Origin of the sequence: Pantoea septica (genome assembly GCF_002095575.1) — a bacterium.
Lineage (GTDB): Bacteria > Pseudomonadota > Gammaproteobacteria > Enterobacterales > Enterobacteriaceae > Pantoea > Pantoea septica.
In genome coordinates this window covers 1-17,303 of sequence record NZ_MLJJ01000026.1, presented here as the reverse complement: position 1 = coordinate 17,303, position 17,303 = coordinate 1, and the positions used below count along the sequence as shown (strand labels likewise).

11 protein-coding genes and 1 riboswitch are annotated in these 17,303 nt (G+C 59.2%); of the genes, 6 read left to right on the top strand and 5 right to left on the bottom strand.

Annotation, left to right across the window (positions count from 1 at the left end; all coding sequences use genetic code 11):
• Positions 1–13: 13 nt before the first annotated feature.
• Positions 14–206, bottom strand: a riboswitch (Lysine riboswitch).
• 363 nt (positions 207–569) lie between these two features.
• From pgi to HA46_RS14480, 5 genes are all read left to right on the top strand, one after another.
• Entirely contained in the window at positions 570–2,216 is a 1,647-nt protein-coding gene (gene pgi / locus HA46_RS14500) for a glucose-6-phosphate isomerase (RefSeq protein ID WP_084885062.1), read from the top strand.
• A 513-nt stretch (positions 2,217–2,729) separates the two neighbouring features.
• Complete coding sequence (gene yjbE, locus HA46_RS14495; RefSeq protein ID WP_033749135.1) at positions 2,730–2,978, top strand: exopolysaccharide production protein YjbE; 249 nt, start codon at positions 2,730–2,732, stop codon at positions 2,976–2,978.
• Positions 2,979–3,051: 73 nt separating this feature from the next.
• Positions 3,052–3,699: a YjbF family lipoprotein gene (locus tag HA46_RS14490; protein ID WP_084885061.1), complete on the top strand. Its 648-nt coding sequence runs from the start codon at positions 3,052–3,054 to the stop codon at positions 3,697–3,699.
• On the top strand, positions 3,696–4,433 hold the full coding sequence (locus HA46_RS14485; RefSeq protein WP_084885060.1) for a capsule biosynthesis GfcC D2 domain-containing protein: 738 nt from the start codon (positions 3,696–3,698) through the stop codon (positions 4,431–4,433). The genes HA46_RS14490 and HA46_RS14485 overlap by 4 nt, the downstream gene beginning before the upstream one ends.
• Positions 4,433–6,523: a YjbH domain-containing protein gene (locus HA46_RS14480; protein WP_033793178.1), complete on the top strand. Its 2,091-nt coding sequence runs from the start codon at positions 4,433–4,435 to the stop codon at positions 6,521–6,523. Before HA46_RS14485 ends, HA46_RS14480 begins: the two co-directional genes overlap by 1 nt.
• A gap of 29 nt (positions 6,524–6,552) precedes the next feature.
• Here the strand turns inward: HA46_RS14480 and metH are convergent, their stop codons facing one another.
• Positions 6,553–10,284, bottom strand: a complete 3,732-nt coding sequence (gene metH, locus HA46_RS14475; RefSeq protein ID WP_084885059.1) for a methionine synthase — start codon at positions 10,282–10,284, stop codon at positions 6,553–6,555.
• 147 nt (positions 10,285–10,431) lie between these two features.
• On the opposite strand from metH, the gene iclR reads away from it, so the two are divergent.
• Positions 10,432–11,259: a glyoxylate bypass operon transcriptional repressor IclR gene (iclR, locus tag HA46_RS14470; RefSeq protein ID WP_033793176.1), complete on the top strand. Its 828-nt coding sequence runs from the start codon at positions 10,432–10,434 to the stop codon at positions 11,257–11,259.
• Here iclR and aceK read toward each other — a convergent pair.
• From aceK to metA, 4 genes are all read right to left on the bottom strand, one after another.
• The gene (gene aceK / locus HA46_RS14465; RefSeq protein ID WP_084885057.1) at positions 11,256–12,974 is read right to left on the bottom strand and encodes a bifunctional isocitrate dehydrogenase kinase/phosphatase; all 1,719 of its coding nucleotides are present in this window, start codon (positions 12,972–12,974) and stop codon (positions 11,256–11,258) included. The genes iclR and aceK overlap by 4 nt on opposite strands.
• Positions 12,975–13,031: 57 nt before the next feature.
• Entirely contained in the window at positions 13,032–14,333 is a 1,302-nt protein-coding gene (aceA, locus tag HA46_RS14460; protein WP_048785046.1) for an isocitrate lyase, read from the bottom strand.
• Between the two features lie 16 nt (positions 14,334–14,349).
• On the bottom strand, positions 14,350–15,921 hold the full coding sequence (gene aceB / locus HA46_RS14455; protein ID WP_084885054.1) for a malate synthase A: 1,572 nt from the start codon (positions 15,919–15,921) through the stop codon (positions 14,350–14,352).
• Positions 15,922–16,183: 262 nt separating this feature from the next.
• Positions 16,184–17,113: a homoserine O-acetyltransferase MetA gene (metA, locus tag HA46_RS14450; protein ID WP_033793172.1), complete on the bottom strand. Its 930-nt coding sequence runs from the start codon at positions 17,111–17,113 to the stop codon at positions 16,184–16,186.
• Positions 17,114–17,303 lie beyond the last annotated feature (190 nt).

Genomic DNA, 17,303 nt, shown 5'->3' with positions numbered 1-17,303 from the left:
ATCAGGAGACGAGTCACCCAGAAGCACTTCACCTTGCGAAGCGACCGACTGTGGACGCCTCTGGTGACAACCCAGGGGATTCAGCCCCTGCAGCCGACAGGCAACACTCCGTGTGTTGACCACCTCGGCGTCGCTCCCCCTGATGTGTTATCCCCGGATACGGTTCCTCCAACACACTGCCTGGGCGACGCGCCTCTTCTGGCTTGCGCACGGGTGCGCAAGTAGCCGCATAAAAATACCGGGTCATAAGGTTGCTGTCTACGTCTGTCGGCGATTTGCTGCGCCCGCAGAGCTAAATGGCCTCTCTCAGACCGGTTTATTCTGATTCGGCACAAGGTTCGACGGCGATATTAGCGGCACAATACGCGCCGCCTGAACTGAAAATCGCCCGCGGCGACAGGCTAAAACGGCGCGCGGTTTCCGGCGCGCGATCCGCTGTCGCCTGCCGCAAAGGTGACGACGCCGACAAAATTTTTCCTTTCAGCGGACACTATTGTCATACTGAAACGCTATACGGGTGTGGTTGCCCACGATGGAATGACGGTTCTTAAATCAACAAGAGTGTTGCCATGAAAAATATCAATCCGACCCAAACCGCAGCCTGGAAAGCGCTGCAACAGCATTTTGAACAGATGAAATCGGTGACTATCGCCGAGCTGTTCGCCCAGGATGCCGATCGTTTTGCTAAATTCTCCGCCACCTTTGACGACCAGATGCTGGTGGACTTTTCGAAAAACCGCCTTACCCAGGAGACGCTGGACAAGCTGCAGGCGCTGGCGAAAGAGACCGACCTGAGCGGCGCGATTAAGTCGATGTTCTCCGGCGAGAAGATCAACCGCACCGAAGATCGCGCCGTGCTGCACGTCGCGCTGCGCAACCGCAGCAATACGCCGATTCTGGTAGACGGCAAAGATGTGATGCCGGAAGTAAACGCGGTGCTGGAGAAGATGAAGCACTTCTCCGAGCGCATTATCGGCGGCGAGTGGAAAGGCTATACCGGCAAAGCGATCACCGACGTGGTGAATATCGGCATCGGCGGGTCGGATCTGGGTCCGTTTATGGTGACGGAGGCGCTGCGCCCCTATAAGAACCACCTCAATATGCACTTCGTCTCCAACGTGGACGGCACGCATATCGCGGAAACCCTGAAAGATCTCAGCCCGGAAACCACGCTGTTCCTGGTGGCGTCGAAAACCTTCACCACCCAGGAAACCATGACCAACGCCCACAGCGCGCGCGACTGGTTCCTGAAAACCGCCGGCGACCAGCAGCACGTGGCGAAACACTTTGCCGCGCTCTCCACCAATGCGAAAGCAGTGGGCGAATTCGGCATCGATACCGCCAATATGTTTGAGTTCTGGGACTGGGTCGGCGGCCGCTACTCGCTCTGGTCCGCCATCGGCCTGTCGATTATCCTCTCTATCGGCTTCGACAACTTCGAGCAGCTGCTGAGCGGCGCGCATGCCATGGACCAGCACTTCTCCACCACGCCAGCCGAGCAGAACCTGCCAGTGCTGCTGGCGCTGATCGGCATCTGGTACAACAACTTCTTCGGCGCCGAGACCGAAGCGATTCTGCCTTACGATCAGTACATGCACCGCTTCGCGGCCTACTTCCAGCAGGGCAATATGGAGTCTAACGGCAAGTACGTCGATCGCGACGGCAACCCGGTGGATTACCAGACCGGCCCGATTATCTGGGGCGAGCCGGGCACCAACGGCCAGCACGCGTTTTACCAGCTGATCCATCAGGGCACCAAGCTGGTGCCGTGCGACTTTATCGCGCCGGCCATTACCCACAACGCGCTGGCGGATCATCACCAGAAGCTGCTCTCTAACTTCTTCGCCCAGACTGAAGCGCTGGCGTTCGGCAAGTCGCGCGACGTGGTAGAGAAAGAGTTTGCCGATGCCGGCAAGTCTGCCGAATCCGTCGCGCATATCGTGCCGTTCAAAGTGTTTGAAGGCAATCGACCGACCAACTCGATCCTGCTGCGCGAGATCACGCCCTATAGCCTTGGCGCGCTGATTGCGCTTTATGAGCACAAGATCTTCACGCAGGGCGCGATCCTGAATATCTTCACCTTCGATCAGTGGGGCGTAGAGTTAGGCAAGCAGCTGGCTAACCGTATTCTGCCGGAGCTGGAAAACAGCGACGATATTACCAGTCACGACAGTTCCACTAATGGCTTAATTAATCGCTATAAATCCTGGCGTTAATCAAGTCTCAATCCTGTAAAGGCGGCCGTGCGGCCGTCTTTTTTTTGCCGTTGCGAACAAAATAGCGGCGCTAGCGCAGAGAGCATGCCCGATTCAGACGGGATAATTCTTAAATTTAAGTGAGATTCTTCTGAAGCTGCAGGAGGAAACCCCGCCTCTCTCGCGTATTAAATGGACCTTATTCATCCGCTGGCAATAGCTTTCCGTATGTTTTTTAAGGCAATTCTGTTTTCAGGCAGCCCGGCAAATTCTGATAATTTCTTTTCCGGTCCATTCATTAATAAAAAAGCGTAAAACGCTTTGCATTTAATTTTCGACCAGCAATAAATCCTGACCTCTGGTAAATCTTACCAATAAAAAGGATGTTATCGCTGTTTAGCCCTCTTTTTAGCCAAAATAACCCCCCCTCTGCGACCGCTTTTTCCCACGCTGAACTCTGGTAATTTGTTGCCCTATACTGAACGCGCCCGAAAACGGGTACATCCTTCATTCACTCAATGCAGGACAAGCTGTATGAAAAAAATCATGGTTGCCGGAGCAGCCGTACTATACGTCGCAGCGCATTCCGTGGCTTTTGCCGCTCCGGAAGAAGCGGGTGCCGCAGCGGGCGCGCAGGCGGGAGCTATCTCCGCCGGCACCTCGACCGCTGTTGGTATCGGCGCGCTCGGCGCATTAGTCGGTGTCGGCATTGCCGCTTCTGGCGGTGGTGACGGCGCGAATACCGGTACAACAACCACGACCACAACGAGCACCACTCGTTGACGTAGCACCTTTAAACATAACCACACGGCCGTGTGGTTATTTTTTGCTTTGGCTTCTTTTACAGGGACACACAGTGCGCCAACTTCCTTTGTTGCTGGCTTGCCTGCTGCTGCAGGCCTGCACGCAGACGCAAAAAGGGCTGGAACAGACCGTCATGATGGCGGTTTCCGGCCCCGATGACGTCATCAAAACCAGCCAGCAGATCGCCGATTTGCCCTACGCCAGCCTCTACGCGCGGATTAATGAAGGCCCGCAGATTTTCGTGGTGCTGGGTTATAACGAAAATGGTCAGCAGAAGTGGATCACCCAGGACCATGCCATGCTGGTGACCAGGCATGGTCGTCTGGTGAAAACGCTCGGCCTGCCGGATAACCTGCAAGAAGTGAGCAATCTGCCGCAGGATCCGCTGGCGGATGCGCTTCATCTGCGCGACGGCGCCAGCTGGACGCGCATCGCGCAGTGGACCGAACATGGCGAGACGCGCGCCGCGACGGTGAGTTCGCGCTTTACGCGCGGCGCTGACGAGGTACTGACGCTGGCGGGCCGCCGCGTCGCCTGCCGCGTCTGGATCGAGCAGGCGCGCATCGAGGCTACCGGCCGCGCGTGGGAGAACACCTTCTGGATCGATAACAGCAGCGGCGATGTGGTGCAGGCGCGCCAGATGCTGGCTGCGGACGACTTCCCTGTTGCCACTACCCTTCTGAAGCCGGCGAAATCATGAAAACAACACTCTTATTGCTGGCCGCCCTGATGATGGCCGGCAGCAGCGCCGCGTGGGCGGCGGGTCAGGTTACGGTACATAGCGCCCAGGGCAGCGCCACGCTCGAAAACGTGCAGGATCTGGCGCAGCTGACGACGCAGCCTGCGCTGATGGACGCCGTCTGGTGGCGCGGCGCGGTTATCGCGGAGCGAAACGCCAGCGCCGCCGCGCAGCGCCAGCAGCAGCAGACGCTGGCCGATCTGCGTGCCTGGCAGGCGCAGAGCAGCGGCGATCGCGCCGCCGCCATCGGCGAGGTGCTGCGCCAGCTTAGCGCCGTCAAGGTCGCTGGCCGCCAGTTCGTCTCGCTCGATCCCGACGAGATCCGGCTCAATCCCGAGGGCAACCGTCGGCTGGAAGGCCGCTACGACCTCTGGCTGACGCCGCCGTCCGACGGCGTATGGCTGCTGGGCGCGCTGCGCGGCGCAGGTAAAGTCAGCTGGCAGCCGGGCCAGACGGTGCGCGGCTATCTGGCGCAGCATCAGCCTCTTTCTGGCGCAGAGAACAGCTACGCCACGGTGATCGCGCCCTCCGGCGAAACGCAGCGCGTACCGGTGGCTTACTGGAATCAGCGCCACAGGGAAGTCGCGCCCGGCAGCATTATCTGGCTGGGCTTCTCCTCCTGGAGCCTGCCTGACGCATATAACGATTTGAACCAGCGCATGATTTCTGTTCTGACTCACCGGGTGCCAGAGTGATGAATAAACGACTTCTTTTCAGCCTGCTGGCTGTTTCCGTGGCCGCCGCATGCCAGGCGCAGGCCGATACCTTTCCCGATCCGGTGGGTCCGTCGCAGTCTGACTTCGGCGGCGTCGGCCTGTTGCAGGTGCCGACCGCGCGCATGGCGCGCGAGGGCGAGTTCAGCCTTAACTTCCGTGATAACGATCAGTACCGCTACTACTCCGCCTCGCTGCAGCTGCTGCCCTGGCTGGAGACAACGGTACGCTACACCGACGTGCGCACGCGACGCTACAGCGCCGTAGAGAGCTTCAGCGGCAACCAGAGCTACAAAGACAAGGCGTTCGACCTTAAGCTGCGCCTGCTGAAAGAGAGCTACTGGCTGCCGGAGGTCGCTCTAGGCTCGCGCGATCTCGGCGGCACAGGCCTGTTCGACAGCGAATATCTGGTGGCGAGCAAAGCCTGGGGACCCTTCGACTTTACCCTCGGACTCGGCTGGGGCTATCTCGGCAACAGCGGCACGGTTAAAAACCCCTTCTGCTCCTACAGCGACAGCTACTGCCAGCGTCCCGGCGTCGGCGAAGCGGGCTCCATCAACGGCTCACAAATGTTTCACGGCCCGTCGGCGCTGTTCGGCGGCGTGGAGTATCAGACGCCGTGGCAGCCGCTGCGCCTCAAGCTGGAGTATGAAGGCAACAACTATCAGGATGACTTCGCCGGCAGGCTCGAGCAGCGCAGTAAGGTCAACGTCGGCGCGATTTATCGCGTTACCGACTGGGCCGATATCAACGCCAGCTACGAGCGCGGCAACACCTTTATGTTCGGCGTGACGGTGCGTACCAACTTCAACGATCTGCGCCAGACGCATATCGACAGCGCGAAGCCCGAATACCGCCCTCAGCCGCAGGAAAGCATGCTGGAGCCGACCGTGGTCGCCAGTCAGCTGAGCGATCTGAAGTACAACGCCGGACTGAGCGGGCCGCGCATTCAGACCCGGGGCAGCACGCTGTTCGTCTCCGGCGAGCAGACCAAATACCGCGACACGCGCGAAGGGGTCGATCGCGCCAACCGCATCATCATGAATAACCTGCCGGCGGGCATCGAAACGATCGAGGTAACCGAGTCGCGCTTCAATATGCCGCAGGTCACGACGCGCACCGACGTCAACAGCCTGCGCAACCAGCTGGCGGGCTATCCGCTTGGCCAGGAGCAGCCGCTGCGCCAGACGCGCGAGAACCCGGTGGATGCGGGCGAGACCGAGCAAGGCTTCTTTATTCGTAAAGAGCGTCTCAACTACAGCCTGTCACCGGTGCTGAACCAGTCGGTCGGCGGCCCGGAAAGCTTTTACATGTATCAGGTCGGCGTGATGGGCAACCTGGACTACTGGTTTACCGATCATCTGCTGGTGGGCGGCAGTCTGTTCGGCAACCTCGCCAATAACTACGACAAATTCAACTACAACGGCGCGCCCGCCGACTCGACGCTGCCGCGCGTGCGCACCCATATTCGCGACTATGTCGAGAACAACGTCTACGTTAACGATCTGCAGGCTAACTACATGGGTTACCTCGGCAACGGCTTCTACGGCCAGATGTACGGCGGTTACCTTGAGACCATGTACGGCGGCGTCGGCGGCGAGATGCTCTATCGACCGATCGACAGCAACTGGGCCGTTGGCGTCGACGCCAACTATGTGCGCCAGCGCGACTGGGACAACATGATGCAGTTCACCAACTACAAGGCGCCGACCGGCCATGTAACGGCGTACTGGCGTCCGTGGTTTATGCAGGATCTGCTGGTGAAGGCGAGCGTCGGACAATACCTGGCCAAAGACAAAGGCGTGACGATCGACGTGTCGAAGCGCTTTGACAGCGGCGTCATGGTGGGCGTCTATGCCACCAAAACCAACGTCTCGTCGGAACAGTATGGCGAAGGCGATTTCACCAAAGGTTTCTACCTGTCGATTCCCATGGATCTCTTTACCGTCACCCCGACGCGCGGCCGCGCGCAGGTGAACTGGGTGCCGCTAACGCGCGACGGCGGGCAGATGCTGGGACGTAAGTATCAGCTGTATGACCTGACGTCCGATCGCGACGCGCGCTTCAACTAACCCCGGTTTAGCTGAAGCGATCGCGCTTTTTAATCCGCGTCATACCCGAGGTTGGGCGCCAGCCAGCGCTCAACCTCGCTCACCGCCATGCCTTTACGCGCCGCATAATCCTCTACCTGATCGCGCTGGATCTGCGCCACCGCGAAGTAGCGGCTATCGGGATGGCTGAAGTACCAGCCTGAAACCGACGCGCCCGGCCACATGGCGAAGGATTCGGTGAGCTTCATGCCGGTGTGGGTTTCCACATCCAGCAGCTGCCAGATAGCCGCTTTCTCGGTATGCTCCGGACAGGCGGGATAGCCCGGCGCGGGGCGAATGCCCTGATAATTTTCGCGGATCAGCTCCTCGTTGCTCAGATTCTCATGGGCGGCAAAGCCCCAGATCACCTTGCGCACCCGCTCGTGCAGATACTCGGCGAAGGCTTCCGCCAGCCGATCGGCCACCGCTTTGACCATGATTTTGTTGTAGTCGTCGTGCTGCGCGTCATACGCCTCCGCCAGCGCATCCTCTTCAAGGCCGCCGGTTACGGCGAAAGCGCCCAGATAATCCGCTTTGCCGCTCCCTTTCGGCGCGACATAATCGGCCAGACAGTAGTTGGGAAAATCGGTTTTCTCCGTCTGCTGGCGCAGATGATGGCTGACAGCGACCACCTCGCGGCGGCTCTCGTCGCGATAAATCTCGATATCGTCCCCGACGCGGTTAGCCGGGAAAATGCCCACCACGCCGCGCGGCGTCAGCGCTTTTTGCGCGCTCAGCCTGTCCAGCATGGCGTTGGCGTCAGCAAACAGACGCTTCGCCTCTTCGCCTACCACCTCATCTTCCAGAATGCGCGGATATTTGCCTGCCAGCGACCAGGTCATAAAGAACGGCGTCCAGTCGATATAGTGACGCAGCGTGTCGATGCCGACCGCTATCTCGCTGACGCCGAGACGATGCGCCGCCGGCGGCGTATAGCTTTCCCAGTCGATGGGGACCGCGTTATCGCGCGCAGCCTGCAGCGATACCGGCGGCGTGCGCGGTTTTTTTCGCGCGTGCTGGATGCGCACGGTCTCGTACTCTTTCCGCGTGCGCGCCACGAAATCCTCTTTCAGCGTCGAGGAGAGCAGCGACGACACCACGCCCACGGTGCGGGAGGCGTTCTGCACATAGACCGTCGGGCCGCTGTAGTTTTGCTCGATCTTCACGGCGGTGTGCGCCTTCGACGTGGTCGCGCCGCCAATCAGCAGCGGCAGCGTAAAGCCCTGACGCTCCATCTCTTTGGCGACGTTGACCATCTCATCCAGCGACGGCGTAATCAGGCCCGACAGCCCGATAATATCGGCCTTCTGTTCGATGGCGGTTTTCAGGATCTTATCGCTCGGCACCATTACGCCGAGATCGATAATCTCGTAGTTATTGCACTGCAGCACCACGCCGACGATATTTTTCCCGATGTCGTGCACGTCGCCCTTTACCGTCGCCAGCACGATTTTGCCGTTGCTGCGGCCCGCCTCTTTGCTGGCTTGAATATAGGGTTCAAGGTAGGCGACCGCCTGCTTCATCACGCGCGCCGACTTCACCACCTGCGGCAGGAACATCTTCCCTTCGCCGAACAGGTCGCCCACCACGTTCATACCCGCCATCAGCGGTCCTTCAATCACCTCGATCGGCCGCGCCGACGTCTGGCGCGCCTCTTCGGTGTCCTGCTCGATAAACTCGGTGATGCCTTTTACCAGCGAATATTCGAGACGCTTAACCACGTCCCAGCTGCGCCATTCCGCCTGCTGCTTGTCCTCGGCGCCGTCGCCTTTACTGGCGCGATACTTCTCCGCCAGCGCCAGCAAACGCTCGGTGCCGTCGTCGCGGCGGTTAAGGATCACGTCCTCTACCGCATCGCGCAGCTCGGCGGGGAGATCGTCGTAAATCGCCAGCTGACCGGCGTTGACGATGCCCATATCCATGCCGTTGCGGATGGCGTAGTAGAGGAACACCGCGTGGATGGCTTCGCGTACCGGATCGTTGCCGCGAAAAGAGAACGACACGTTAGAGACGCCGCCGGAGATCATCGCATGCGGCAGCTCGCGCTTGATATCTTCGCAGGCGCCGATAAAGTCCATCGCGTAGTTGTTATGCTCGTCGATGCCGGTGGCGACGGCAAAGATATTCGGGTCAAAGATAATATCTTCCGGCGGAAAGCCGACCTGTTCGGTCAGGATTTTGTAGGCGCGGCGGCAGATCTCGATTTTGCGCGCGCGCGTATCCGCCTGCCCCTCTTCATCAAAGGCCATCACCACCATCGCCGCGCCGTAGCGGCGCACCAGCCGCGCATGGTGGATAAAGATCGCCTCGCCCTCTTTCATCGAGATCGAGTTAACGATGCCTTTGCCCTGAATGCACTGCAGTCCCTTTTCAATCACCTCCCATTTCGAGGAGTCGATCATGATCGGCACGCGCGCGATATCGGGCTCGCCGGCGATCAGGTTAAGGAAACGCACCATCGCCGCTTCGGCGTCGAGCATCCCCTCATCCATATTGATGTCGATAACCTGCGCGCCGCTCTGCACCTGCTGCAGTGCCACTTCCAGCGCCTCGTTGTACTTCTCTTCTTTGATCAGGCGCTTGAATTTGGCTGAGCCGGTGACGTTGGTGCGCTCGCCCACGTTGACGAACAGCGTGTCGCCGCTGATGTTAAGCGGCTCAAGCCCGGAGAGACGACAGGCGACCGGCAGTTCAGGCAGTTTGCGCGGCGCCACCCCGGCGACGATATCCGCCATCGCCCTGATATGCTGCGGCGTGGTGCCGCAGCAGCCGCCGATAATATTGAGAAAACCGGCGCGCGCCCATTCGCCGATCTGATCGGCCATGACGTCGGCATCGAGATCGTATTCGCCGAAGGCGTTGGGCAGTCCGGCGTTCGGGTGCGCGGTGACATAGCACTCGGCGATGCGCGACATCTCCGCCACGTACTGACGCAGCTCGTCCGGCCCGAGCGCACAGTTGAGGCCGAACGACAGCGGTTCGGCGTGGCGCAGCGAGTTATAGAAAGCTTCCGTGGTCTGGCCGGAGAGCGTACGGCCAGAGGCGTCGGTAATGGTGCCGGAGATCATTAGCGGCAGGTTGACGCCCAGCGCTTCCATCTCGGTCTGCACCGCGAAAATCGCCGCTTTGGCGTTCAGCGTGTCGAATACCGTTTCGATCATGATGATATCGGCGCCGCCTTCGACCAGCGCGCGCGTCGATTCGCGATACGCCTCCACCAGCTGATTAAAGGTGACGTTGCGGTAAGCGGGATCGTTGACGTCCGGCGAGATCGAGCAGGTGCGGTTGGTCGGGCCGAGCACGCCGGCGACGTAGCGCGGACGATGCGGGGTTTTCGCCGTCCATTCGTCGCAGCAGGCGCGCGCCAGCCGGGCGGCCTCGAAGTTGATCTCCGCCGACAGCGCTTCCATCTGGTAATCCGCCATCGCAATGGTGGTGGCGTTAAAGGTATTGGTTTCCAGAATATCGGCGCCCGCTTCCAGATAGGCGTGGTGGATCTCGCGGATCACTTCCGGCTTGCTGAGCACCAGCAGATCGTTGTTGCCTTTGAGATCGCAGGGCCAGTCGCCGAAGCGGCTGCCGCGAAAATCCTGCTCCTCCAGCCTGTAGCTCTGGATCATCGTGCCCATGCCGCCGTCCAGCACCATGATGCGTTGCGCGAGCTGCTGATGCAGCGCTTCGATTCTGTTGCTCACTCTTGCCTCGTTTAGCTCAATATGCTGGCTAAAACGCCAGCGCCTCATACTGTCATAACTTACGCAAGGGAGAAAGCCGCAGCAGGTGAGACATTTTCAGGCAGACCGCGTAACAGATCGGACCAGAACGCATGGGTTTGCAAATTGCGCAATTAAGCTGAAAATGATTTCCACTTTGCGCAAGGAGATACCTCAATGGTTACGCCCGTTCCCGCTAAACGCGGCAAAAAACCGCGCGGCACCCCCGCCGCGCCGCCGGCCAGCGGTCAGGTGCAGTCTCTGCAACGCGGCCTGCATCTGCTGGAGCTGATCGCCGACTCCCACGGCAGCGTGGCGCTGACCGAACTGGCGCAGCAGGCTGGCTTGCCTAACTCCACCACGCACCGTTTGCTGACGACGATGCAGCAGCAAGGCTTCGTGCATCAGACGGGGGATCTCGGGCTGTGGACCATTGGCGCGCACGCCTTTGTGGTCGGCAGCAGTTTTTTGCAGAGCCGAAATCTGCTGGCGCTGGTTCATCCCGTGCTGCGCACGCTAATGGAAACCTCTGGCGAAACGGTCAATCTGGCCGTGCTGGATCTCAGCGATTATCAGGCGGTGATCATCGATCAGGTGCAGTGCACTCAGCTAATGCGCATGTCGGCGCCGATCGGCGGCAAGCTGCCGATGCACGCCTCTGGCGCGGGCAAGGCTTTTCTGGCGCACCTGAGCGATGAGCAGGTCACCGCGCTGCTGCATCAGAAAGGACTGCATTACTACACGCCCAATACCCTGATGTCGCCGCAGAGCCTGAAGGCCAATCTGGCGCAGGTGCGCAAAGGCGGTTTCGCCTTTGACGATGAGGAACATGCGCTGGGACTGCGCTGCGTCGCCGCGCCAATCTACGACGAGCACGGCGAGCCCTTTGCCGCCCTGTCGATATCGGGGCCAATCGCGCGCATGACGGACGATCGCATAACCGAACTGGGCGCGCTGGTGATCCGCGAGGCGCGTCAGGTGACGCTAGCCTACAGCGGCCGCTAAGCCAGCGCGCGGGCGTACCGCACGCTGAAGCGCTGCGCCTGGCGCCAGGCAATCACCTCTTCCACATGCCCCTGCCGGATGCGCTGCTGCTGTGCACGCCACCAGCCCGCATCGAAGAGTTCAGGATGCAGCTGTTGCAGCAGCGCGCCGGTAGCGGCTTCGCTGCACAGCGCATAGCGAAAGGTTTCAGGGAAGACGTCGTCCGGGCCGACGCTGTACCAGGGTTCGGCGCTCAGTTCATCTTCGTCGTAGCGCGCCTGCGGCACGTCGCGAAAGTGCAGCTCATCCATCGGCCGGATTTCATCGTAGTCGTAAAACACCACGCGTCCGTGCCGCGTCATGCCAAAGTTTTTAAACAGCATATCACCAGGAAAAATATTGGCCGCCGCCAGCTGTTTGATGGCGTTGCCATACTCCTCAACCGCGTGCCGCCGCTCTTCGCTGTTCGCCTGCGCCAGATAGAGGTTAAGCGGCTGCATACGCCGTTCCAGCCACAGATGGCGGATAATCAGGCGGTCGCCGTCGATATGCATCTTCGTGGCAATGCTGGCCTGGAACTCCGCCATCAGCGCAGGCGGGATACGCGCCAGCGGTAGCGCAAACTGCTCGAACTCCAGCGTGTCCGCCATGCGTCCGACGCGGTCGTGCTCTTTGACCTGCTGATAACAGGCGCGCACCTGCGCCTCCGTCACCTCTTTCTGCGGCGCAAAGCGATCGCGGATCACTTTGAAGACGCGATCGAAACCGGGCAGCGTAAAGACCAGCATCACCATGCCGCGCACGCCGGGCGCGATTTCGAATGCCGCGTCGCTGCGCGCCAGCGCATGCAGATAGTCGCGATAGCTTTCGGTTTTGCCGTGCTTCTGGCAGCCGATCGCCATATAGCGTTCAGAGAGCGTTTTGCCTGGCAGAATCGGCTGAAGCCAGGCCACCAGCGCAGCGGGCACCGGCGCGTATACCATAAAATAGGCGCGGGCGAAGCCGAACACGATGCTGGCGTCGTTGGCATCCGTCAGGCAGGTATCGATCCACAGCTCGCCCCGGGCGGTGCGCTGAACCGGTAGCAGGCAGGGAAAAATGGCGTGCGGCAGGTGCAAACGCGCCACAATCCAGGCGGTTTTATTACGGAAAAAGAGCTCGCTGGCCACCTCCAGCCAGCCGCCATCTAGCCTGAAATGCTGTTGCAGATGGCGCAGAATATAGCCGGCGTCGCGCGCGCGGTCCTGCCAGGGCAGCGTCAGCGTGGTATCGCTCAGCACCTGCTCCAGCATCGCCTGCCAGCCGCGCTGCGGCTGGTAGCGGCGCGCCAGCGGTCGTGCAGGCTGCGCGGCGCGCTGCTGGGCCGAGAAGATGAACAGCCGCTTCGGCTGCAGGTGGGTATGCCCATGCAAACGGCAGTAGACTGAATTGAAAAAGCTTTCGGCTATTTCCGCGCGCGGATAGTCCGGCAGCAGCGCTTCATAATCCTGTTTGACCTGTAGCCAGAACGCATCGTCCCAGTGCGCCGCGTCGTTGAGGATGCGCAGCTGATCCACCACCAGCGCGACGTGGCTATCGTAAAGGCGGATGCGCGTTTTCATCGCCTGCTGTACCGCCTGCCAGTCCGCCTGTTCAAAGCGCTGCTGCGCGCCGGCGGTAATATCAAGAAAGCGGCCATACTGCGCGTCAAAGCCCTGCAGGATGGTATGAGCAATTAAGGATTCGCGTGGTGGCACAGGCAGCTCCCAACAGAAGCCTGCCCTAACGCGCAGGGCAGGCAATCTGATATGAGGTTAAAACTGGTGCTGTTCGGTCGAGCCGGTCAGCGCCGTCACTGACGAATGGCCGCCCTGGATCAGAGTGGTGACGCGATCGAAGTAGCCCGTCCCTACCTCCTGCTGATGGGATGAGAAGCTGTAGCCTTTATCACGCGCCGCAAATTCCGGCTGCTGCACTTTTTCCACATAGTGGCGCATGCCCTCTCCCTGGGCATAGGCGTGCGCCAGGTCGAACATGTTGAACCACATGCTGTGAATGCCCGCCAGGGTGATGAACTGGAAGCGATAGCCCATCTCGCTCAGCGCCTGCTGAAACCCTGCAATGGCGCGATCGTCGAGGTTCTTTTTCCAGTTAAAGGAGGGCGAGCAGTTATAGGCCAGCAGCTTGCCGGGATAGCGTGCGTGAATGGCTGTGGCGAAGCGCTGCGCCAGCGCCAGATCCGGCGTCGAGGTTTCGCACCACAGCACATCAGCGTAGGGCGCATAGGCCAGCCCGCGGCTGATCGCCTGCTCAATGCCCGCGTGCGTGCGAAAGAAGCCTTCTGCCGTGCGATCGCCGCGAATAAAAGGCCGGTCATACTCGTCACAATCGGAAGTAATCAGATCGGCCGCATCGGCGTCGGTGCGCGCTAACAGGATGGTCGGCACATCCATCACGTCAGCTGCCAGCCGTGCCGCCACCAGTTTCTGTATCGCTTCCTGCGTCGGCACCAGCACCTTTCCGCCCATATGGCCGCACTTTTTCACCGCCGCCAGCTGATCTTCGAAATGTACCGCTGCGGCACCGGCGCTAATCATCGCTTTCATCAGCTCGAAAGCGTTGAGCACCCCGCCAAATCCCGCTTCGGCATCAGCGACAATCGGCAGGAAATAGTCAATGTACTCCTCATCGCCCGGTTCAGCGCCGTTCGCCCACTGAATCTGATCGGCGCGCTGAAAAGTCTGGTTGATGCGCTGTACTACTTCCGGCACCGAATTCACAGGATAGAGCGACTGATCGGGATACATCTGCCCGGCAAGATTGGCATCCGCCGCCACCTGCCAGCCGGAAAGGTAGATCGCTTCAATGCCCGCTTTCGCCTGCTGCAACGCCTGGCCACCGGTGAGGGCGCCGAGGCTGTTAATGTAGCCTTTGCGCGCTGCGCCGTTGAGCAGCGTCCAGAGCTTTTCCGCGCCGCGCTGCGCCAGCGTGCAGGCCGGATTCACCGAGCCGCGCAGTTTAACGACCTCTTCAGCGCTGTAGGGACGCGTGATGCCTTCCCAGCGCGGTGCACGCCAGGCTTGTTCAAGCTGCTGAATCTGTTGGGTACGAGTCATGGCAACGGCTCCTTTTTCAGGGGATCAGGCGATAGCCCGGCAGAGTAAGAAATGAAACCAGTTCGTCTTCAGTGGTGATTTGCGCCATTAGCCGCGCCGCGTCGTCGTAACGCGCATCGTTGAGCTGGCATCGTTCTTCATCCAGCATGCGCAGAAAGCTTTCTGCGCTGACGGGCTGACCGTCGCTCAGGGTTTGCTGATGATGGATCCACTGCCAGATGGAGGTGCGCGCAATTTCCGCCGTGGCGGCATCCTCCATCAGACCGTCGATCGGCACGCAGCCGTTGCCACCCAGCCAGGCTTCCAGATAACGCAGCGCGACGCGGATATTCGCGCGCATACCGGCTTCGGTGCGTTCGCCTGCGCAGGGTGCCAGCAGCTGTGCGGCGTCGACAGGCGCATCGTTTTCGCGCAGCACGTCGAGCTGGTTTTGCCGCTCGTCGAGTGCGGCGTCAAAGACGGCCATTGCCGTATCAGCCAGTCCGGGATGGGCTATCCAGGTGCCGTCGTGACCGTTATCCGCTTCACGCTGTTTATCCTCGCGCACGCGCTGCAGTACCCATTCATTGCGCGCGCGCTCTTTGGCTGGGATCAAGGCCGACATACCGCCCATCGCAAACGCACCGCGACGATGGCAGGTTTTCACCAGCAGTCGCGAATAAGCATCCAGGAAAGGCTGCGCCATAGTGATCGACTGGCGATCGGGCAGGATACGGTCGCCATGCTGACGCAGCGTTTTGATATAGCTGAAGATGTAATCCCAGCGGCCGCAGTTAAGGCCGACAATATGGTCGCGCAGGTTCCACAGGATTTCATCCATCTGGAATACCGCTGGCAGGGTTTCGATCAGTACCGTGACTTTAATGGTGCCGCGCGGGAGCTGGAAGCGATCTTCAGCGAAGCAAAAGATCTCGCGCCACCATGCTGCTTCCTGCCAGCTTTCGCTTTTCGGCAGATAGAAGTAAGGCCCGCTGCCTTTGCTGAGCAGCGCAGAAACGTTGTGGAAAAAGTAGAGGGCAAAATCGAATAATCCGCCGGGGATCGCTTTGCCCTGCCACTGCACATGTTTTTCATCCAGATGCAGACCGCGTACGCGACACATAAGCACCGCAGGAGCGGCGCGCAGCTGGTAGATCTTCCCGCTTTCGCTGGTAAAGCTGAGCGTCCCTTTCACCGCCTCACACAGGGTTTGCTGCCCCTCCATCAGCTTGTCCCACTGCGGCGTCAGCGAATCTTCAAAATCCGCCATATAGACCTTCACGTTAGCGTTCAGGGCGTTAATGACCATTTTGCGTTCCGGCGGACCGGTGATTTCCACGCGCCTGTCCAACAGGTCATCAGGTATGGTGCCGATACGCCATGCACTTTCACGAATGGAAGCAGTTTCCATATCGAAATCGGGAAGCTGGCCGGCGTCATAACGCTGCTGCCGCCGCTGCCTGAGCACAAGCAGCCTTTCGCGCTCAGCGGAGAAATGAGTGACAAGCTCGAGCAAAAACTGCTGAGCCTCTGGAGTTAGCAGCTGCTTTTCCGCATGGGAGAAGGGTTGTGTGAAGGTAAGATCGCTATGAATTATCGTGTCGGTCATGCGAGATCGCTCCTGTCGCCGATCGGATCCTGTTATAGCGATCCGGTTAAAGGATAATTTTTGAGCTACAGGATCCAAGCATATACTCGCCATTTTCAAAATCAAAAACTATTTCCATTTTTAGTAAAATGTTCAACTAACCATATGATTAAAAATAAATTAAAGTTTTTTATCTAAAGAGAGTCGTTTTCGAAATGAGGCGGGTATAAAAAAACCGTGACAGCTTTGCAGCTGGCACGGTAAGGACAAACGAGGAAAATGATTATTCGAGCGTGGGATTCATGCGGCGCAGATCGAATGGCGTAATCTGGTAAACATAGTAATTCAGCCAGTTAGAAAACAACAGATTGCCATGACTGCGCCAGGTGGCGCGTGGCGGCAGCTCCGGGTTGTCCTGCGGGAAGTAGTTGAACGGTAGCTCCGGCTGCAGGCCCGCCTCGTAGTCCCGATGGTATTCGCCTGACAGGGTCAACGCGTCATATTCAGGATGGCCGGTGACGAAGACCAGACGCTTGTCTTTGCTGGCCATCAGATAGGCGCCGGTCTGTTCAGATTCGGCGAATAGCTCCAGATCGGTGTAATCGGTGATGAGCTGCGTCGGGAAATCGGCGTAGCGCGAATGGGGCGCCAGAAAGTTGTCGTCAAAACCGCGCGTCAGCAGCGCGTGCGGATGCAAAATTTGATGTTCATAAACGCCCGACAGTTTGTTTTGCCGGGTCTGTTTCGGGATGCCGTAGAGAATATTAAGCGCTGCCTGCACCGCCCAGCAGACAAAGAGCGTCGAGGTAACGTGCTCTTTCGCCCAGTGCAGCACGCGCTGGATCTGCGGCCAGTAGGCGACGTCGTTGAAATCGACCAGGCCCAGCGGCGCGCCGGTGACGATCAGCCCGTCGAAGTTATCGTGCTGGATATCGTCAAAATTGCAGTAGAAGTTGTTGAGATGTTCTGTCGGCGTATTACGCGATTCACGGCTGTCAATGCGCAGCAGCTGAATATCGATCTGTAAAGGCGAGTTGGACAACAGACGCAGGAACTGGTTTTCCGTCTCAATCTTTTTCGGCATCAGATTGAGTACCAGGACTTTCAACGGACGGATTTCCTGAACACTGGCGCGCGATGAGGTCATGACGAAGACGTTCTCATCACGCAAGAAATTTACTGCCGGTAATTCGTCGGGAACCCTGATTGGCATGTGGGACTTTCCTCTTTACAACCGTATACACGTTTAGACATCCAGATGCCCAACAATAGCCTGGCGTCCCGATGATGTCGAGTCTTCATGCGATTTATGAAAATCTTTCAACTTTAAATGGCAAACAGGAGAGGAAGAATAAAAAAGGCGATAAAGAGAGGATCTGAGGCGTTTTTTTGTGGCCTGAAAT

Coding starts and splice junctions, on each gene's coding strand:
- pgi (WP_084885062.1), top strand. CDS start 570: ATGAAAAATATCAATCCGACCCAAACCGCAGCCTGGAAAGCGCTGCAA.
- yjbE (WP_033749135.1), top strand. CDS start 2,730: ATGAAAAAAATCATGGTTGCCGGAGCAGCCGTACTATACGTCGCAGCG.
- HA46_RS14485 (WP_084885060.1), top strand. CDS start 3,696: ATGAAAACAACACTCTTATTGCTGGCCGCCCTGATGATGGCCGGCAGC.
- HA46_RS14480 (WP_033793178.1), top strand. CDS start 4,433: ATGAATAAACGACTTCTTTTCAGCCTGCTGGCTGTTTCCGTGGCCGCC.
- metH (WP_084885059.1), bottom strand. CDS start 10,284: ATGAGGCGCTGGCGTTTTAGCCAGCATATTGAGCTAAACGAGGCAAGA.
- iclR (WP_033793176.1), top strand. CDS start 10,432: ATGGTTACGCCCGTTCCCGCTAAACGCGGCAAAAAACCGCGCGGCACC.
- aceA (WP_048785046.1), bottom strand. CDS start 14,333: ATGACTCGTACCCAACAGATTCAGCAGCTTGAACAAGCCTGGCGTGCA.
- aceB (WP_084885054.1), bottom strand. CDS start 15,921: ATGACCGACACGATAATTCATAGCGATCTTACCTTCACACAACCCTTC.
- metA (WP_033793172.1), bottom strand. CDS start 17,113: ATGCCAATCAGGGTTCCCGACGAATTACCGGCAGTAAATTTCTTGCGT.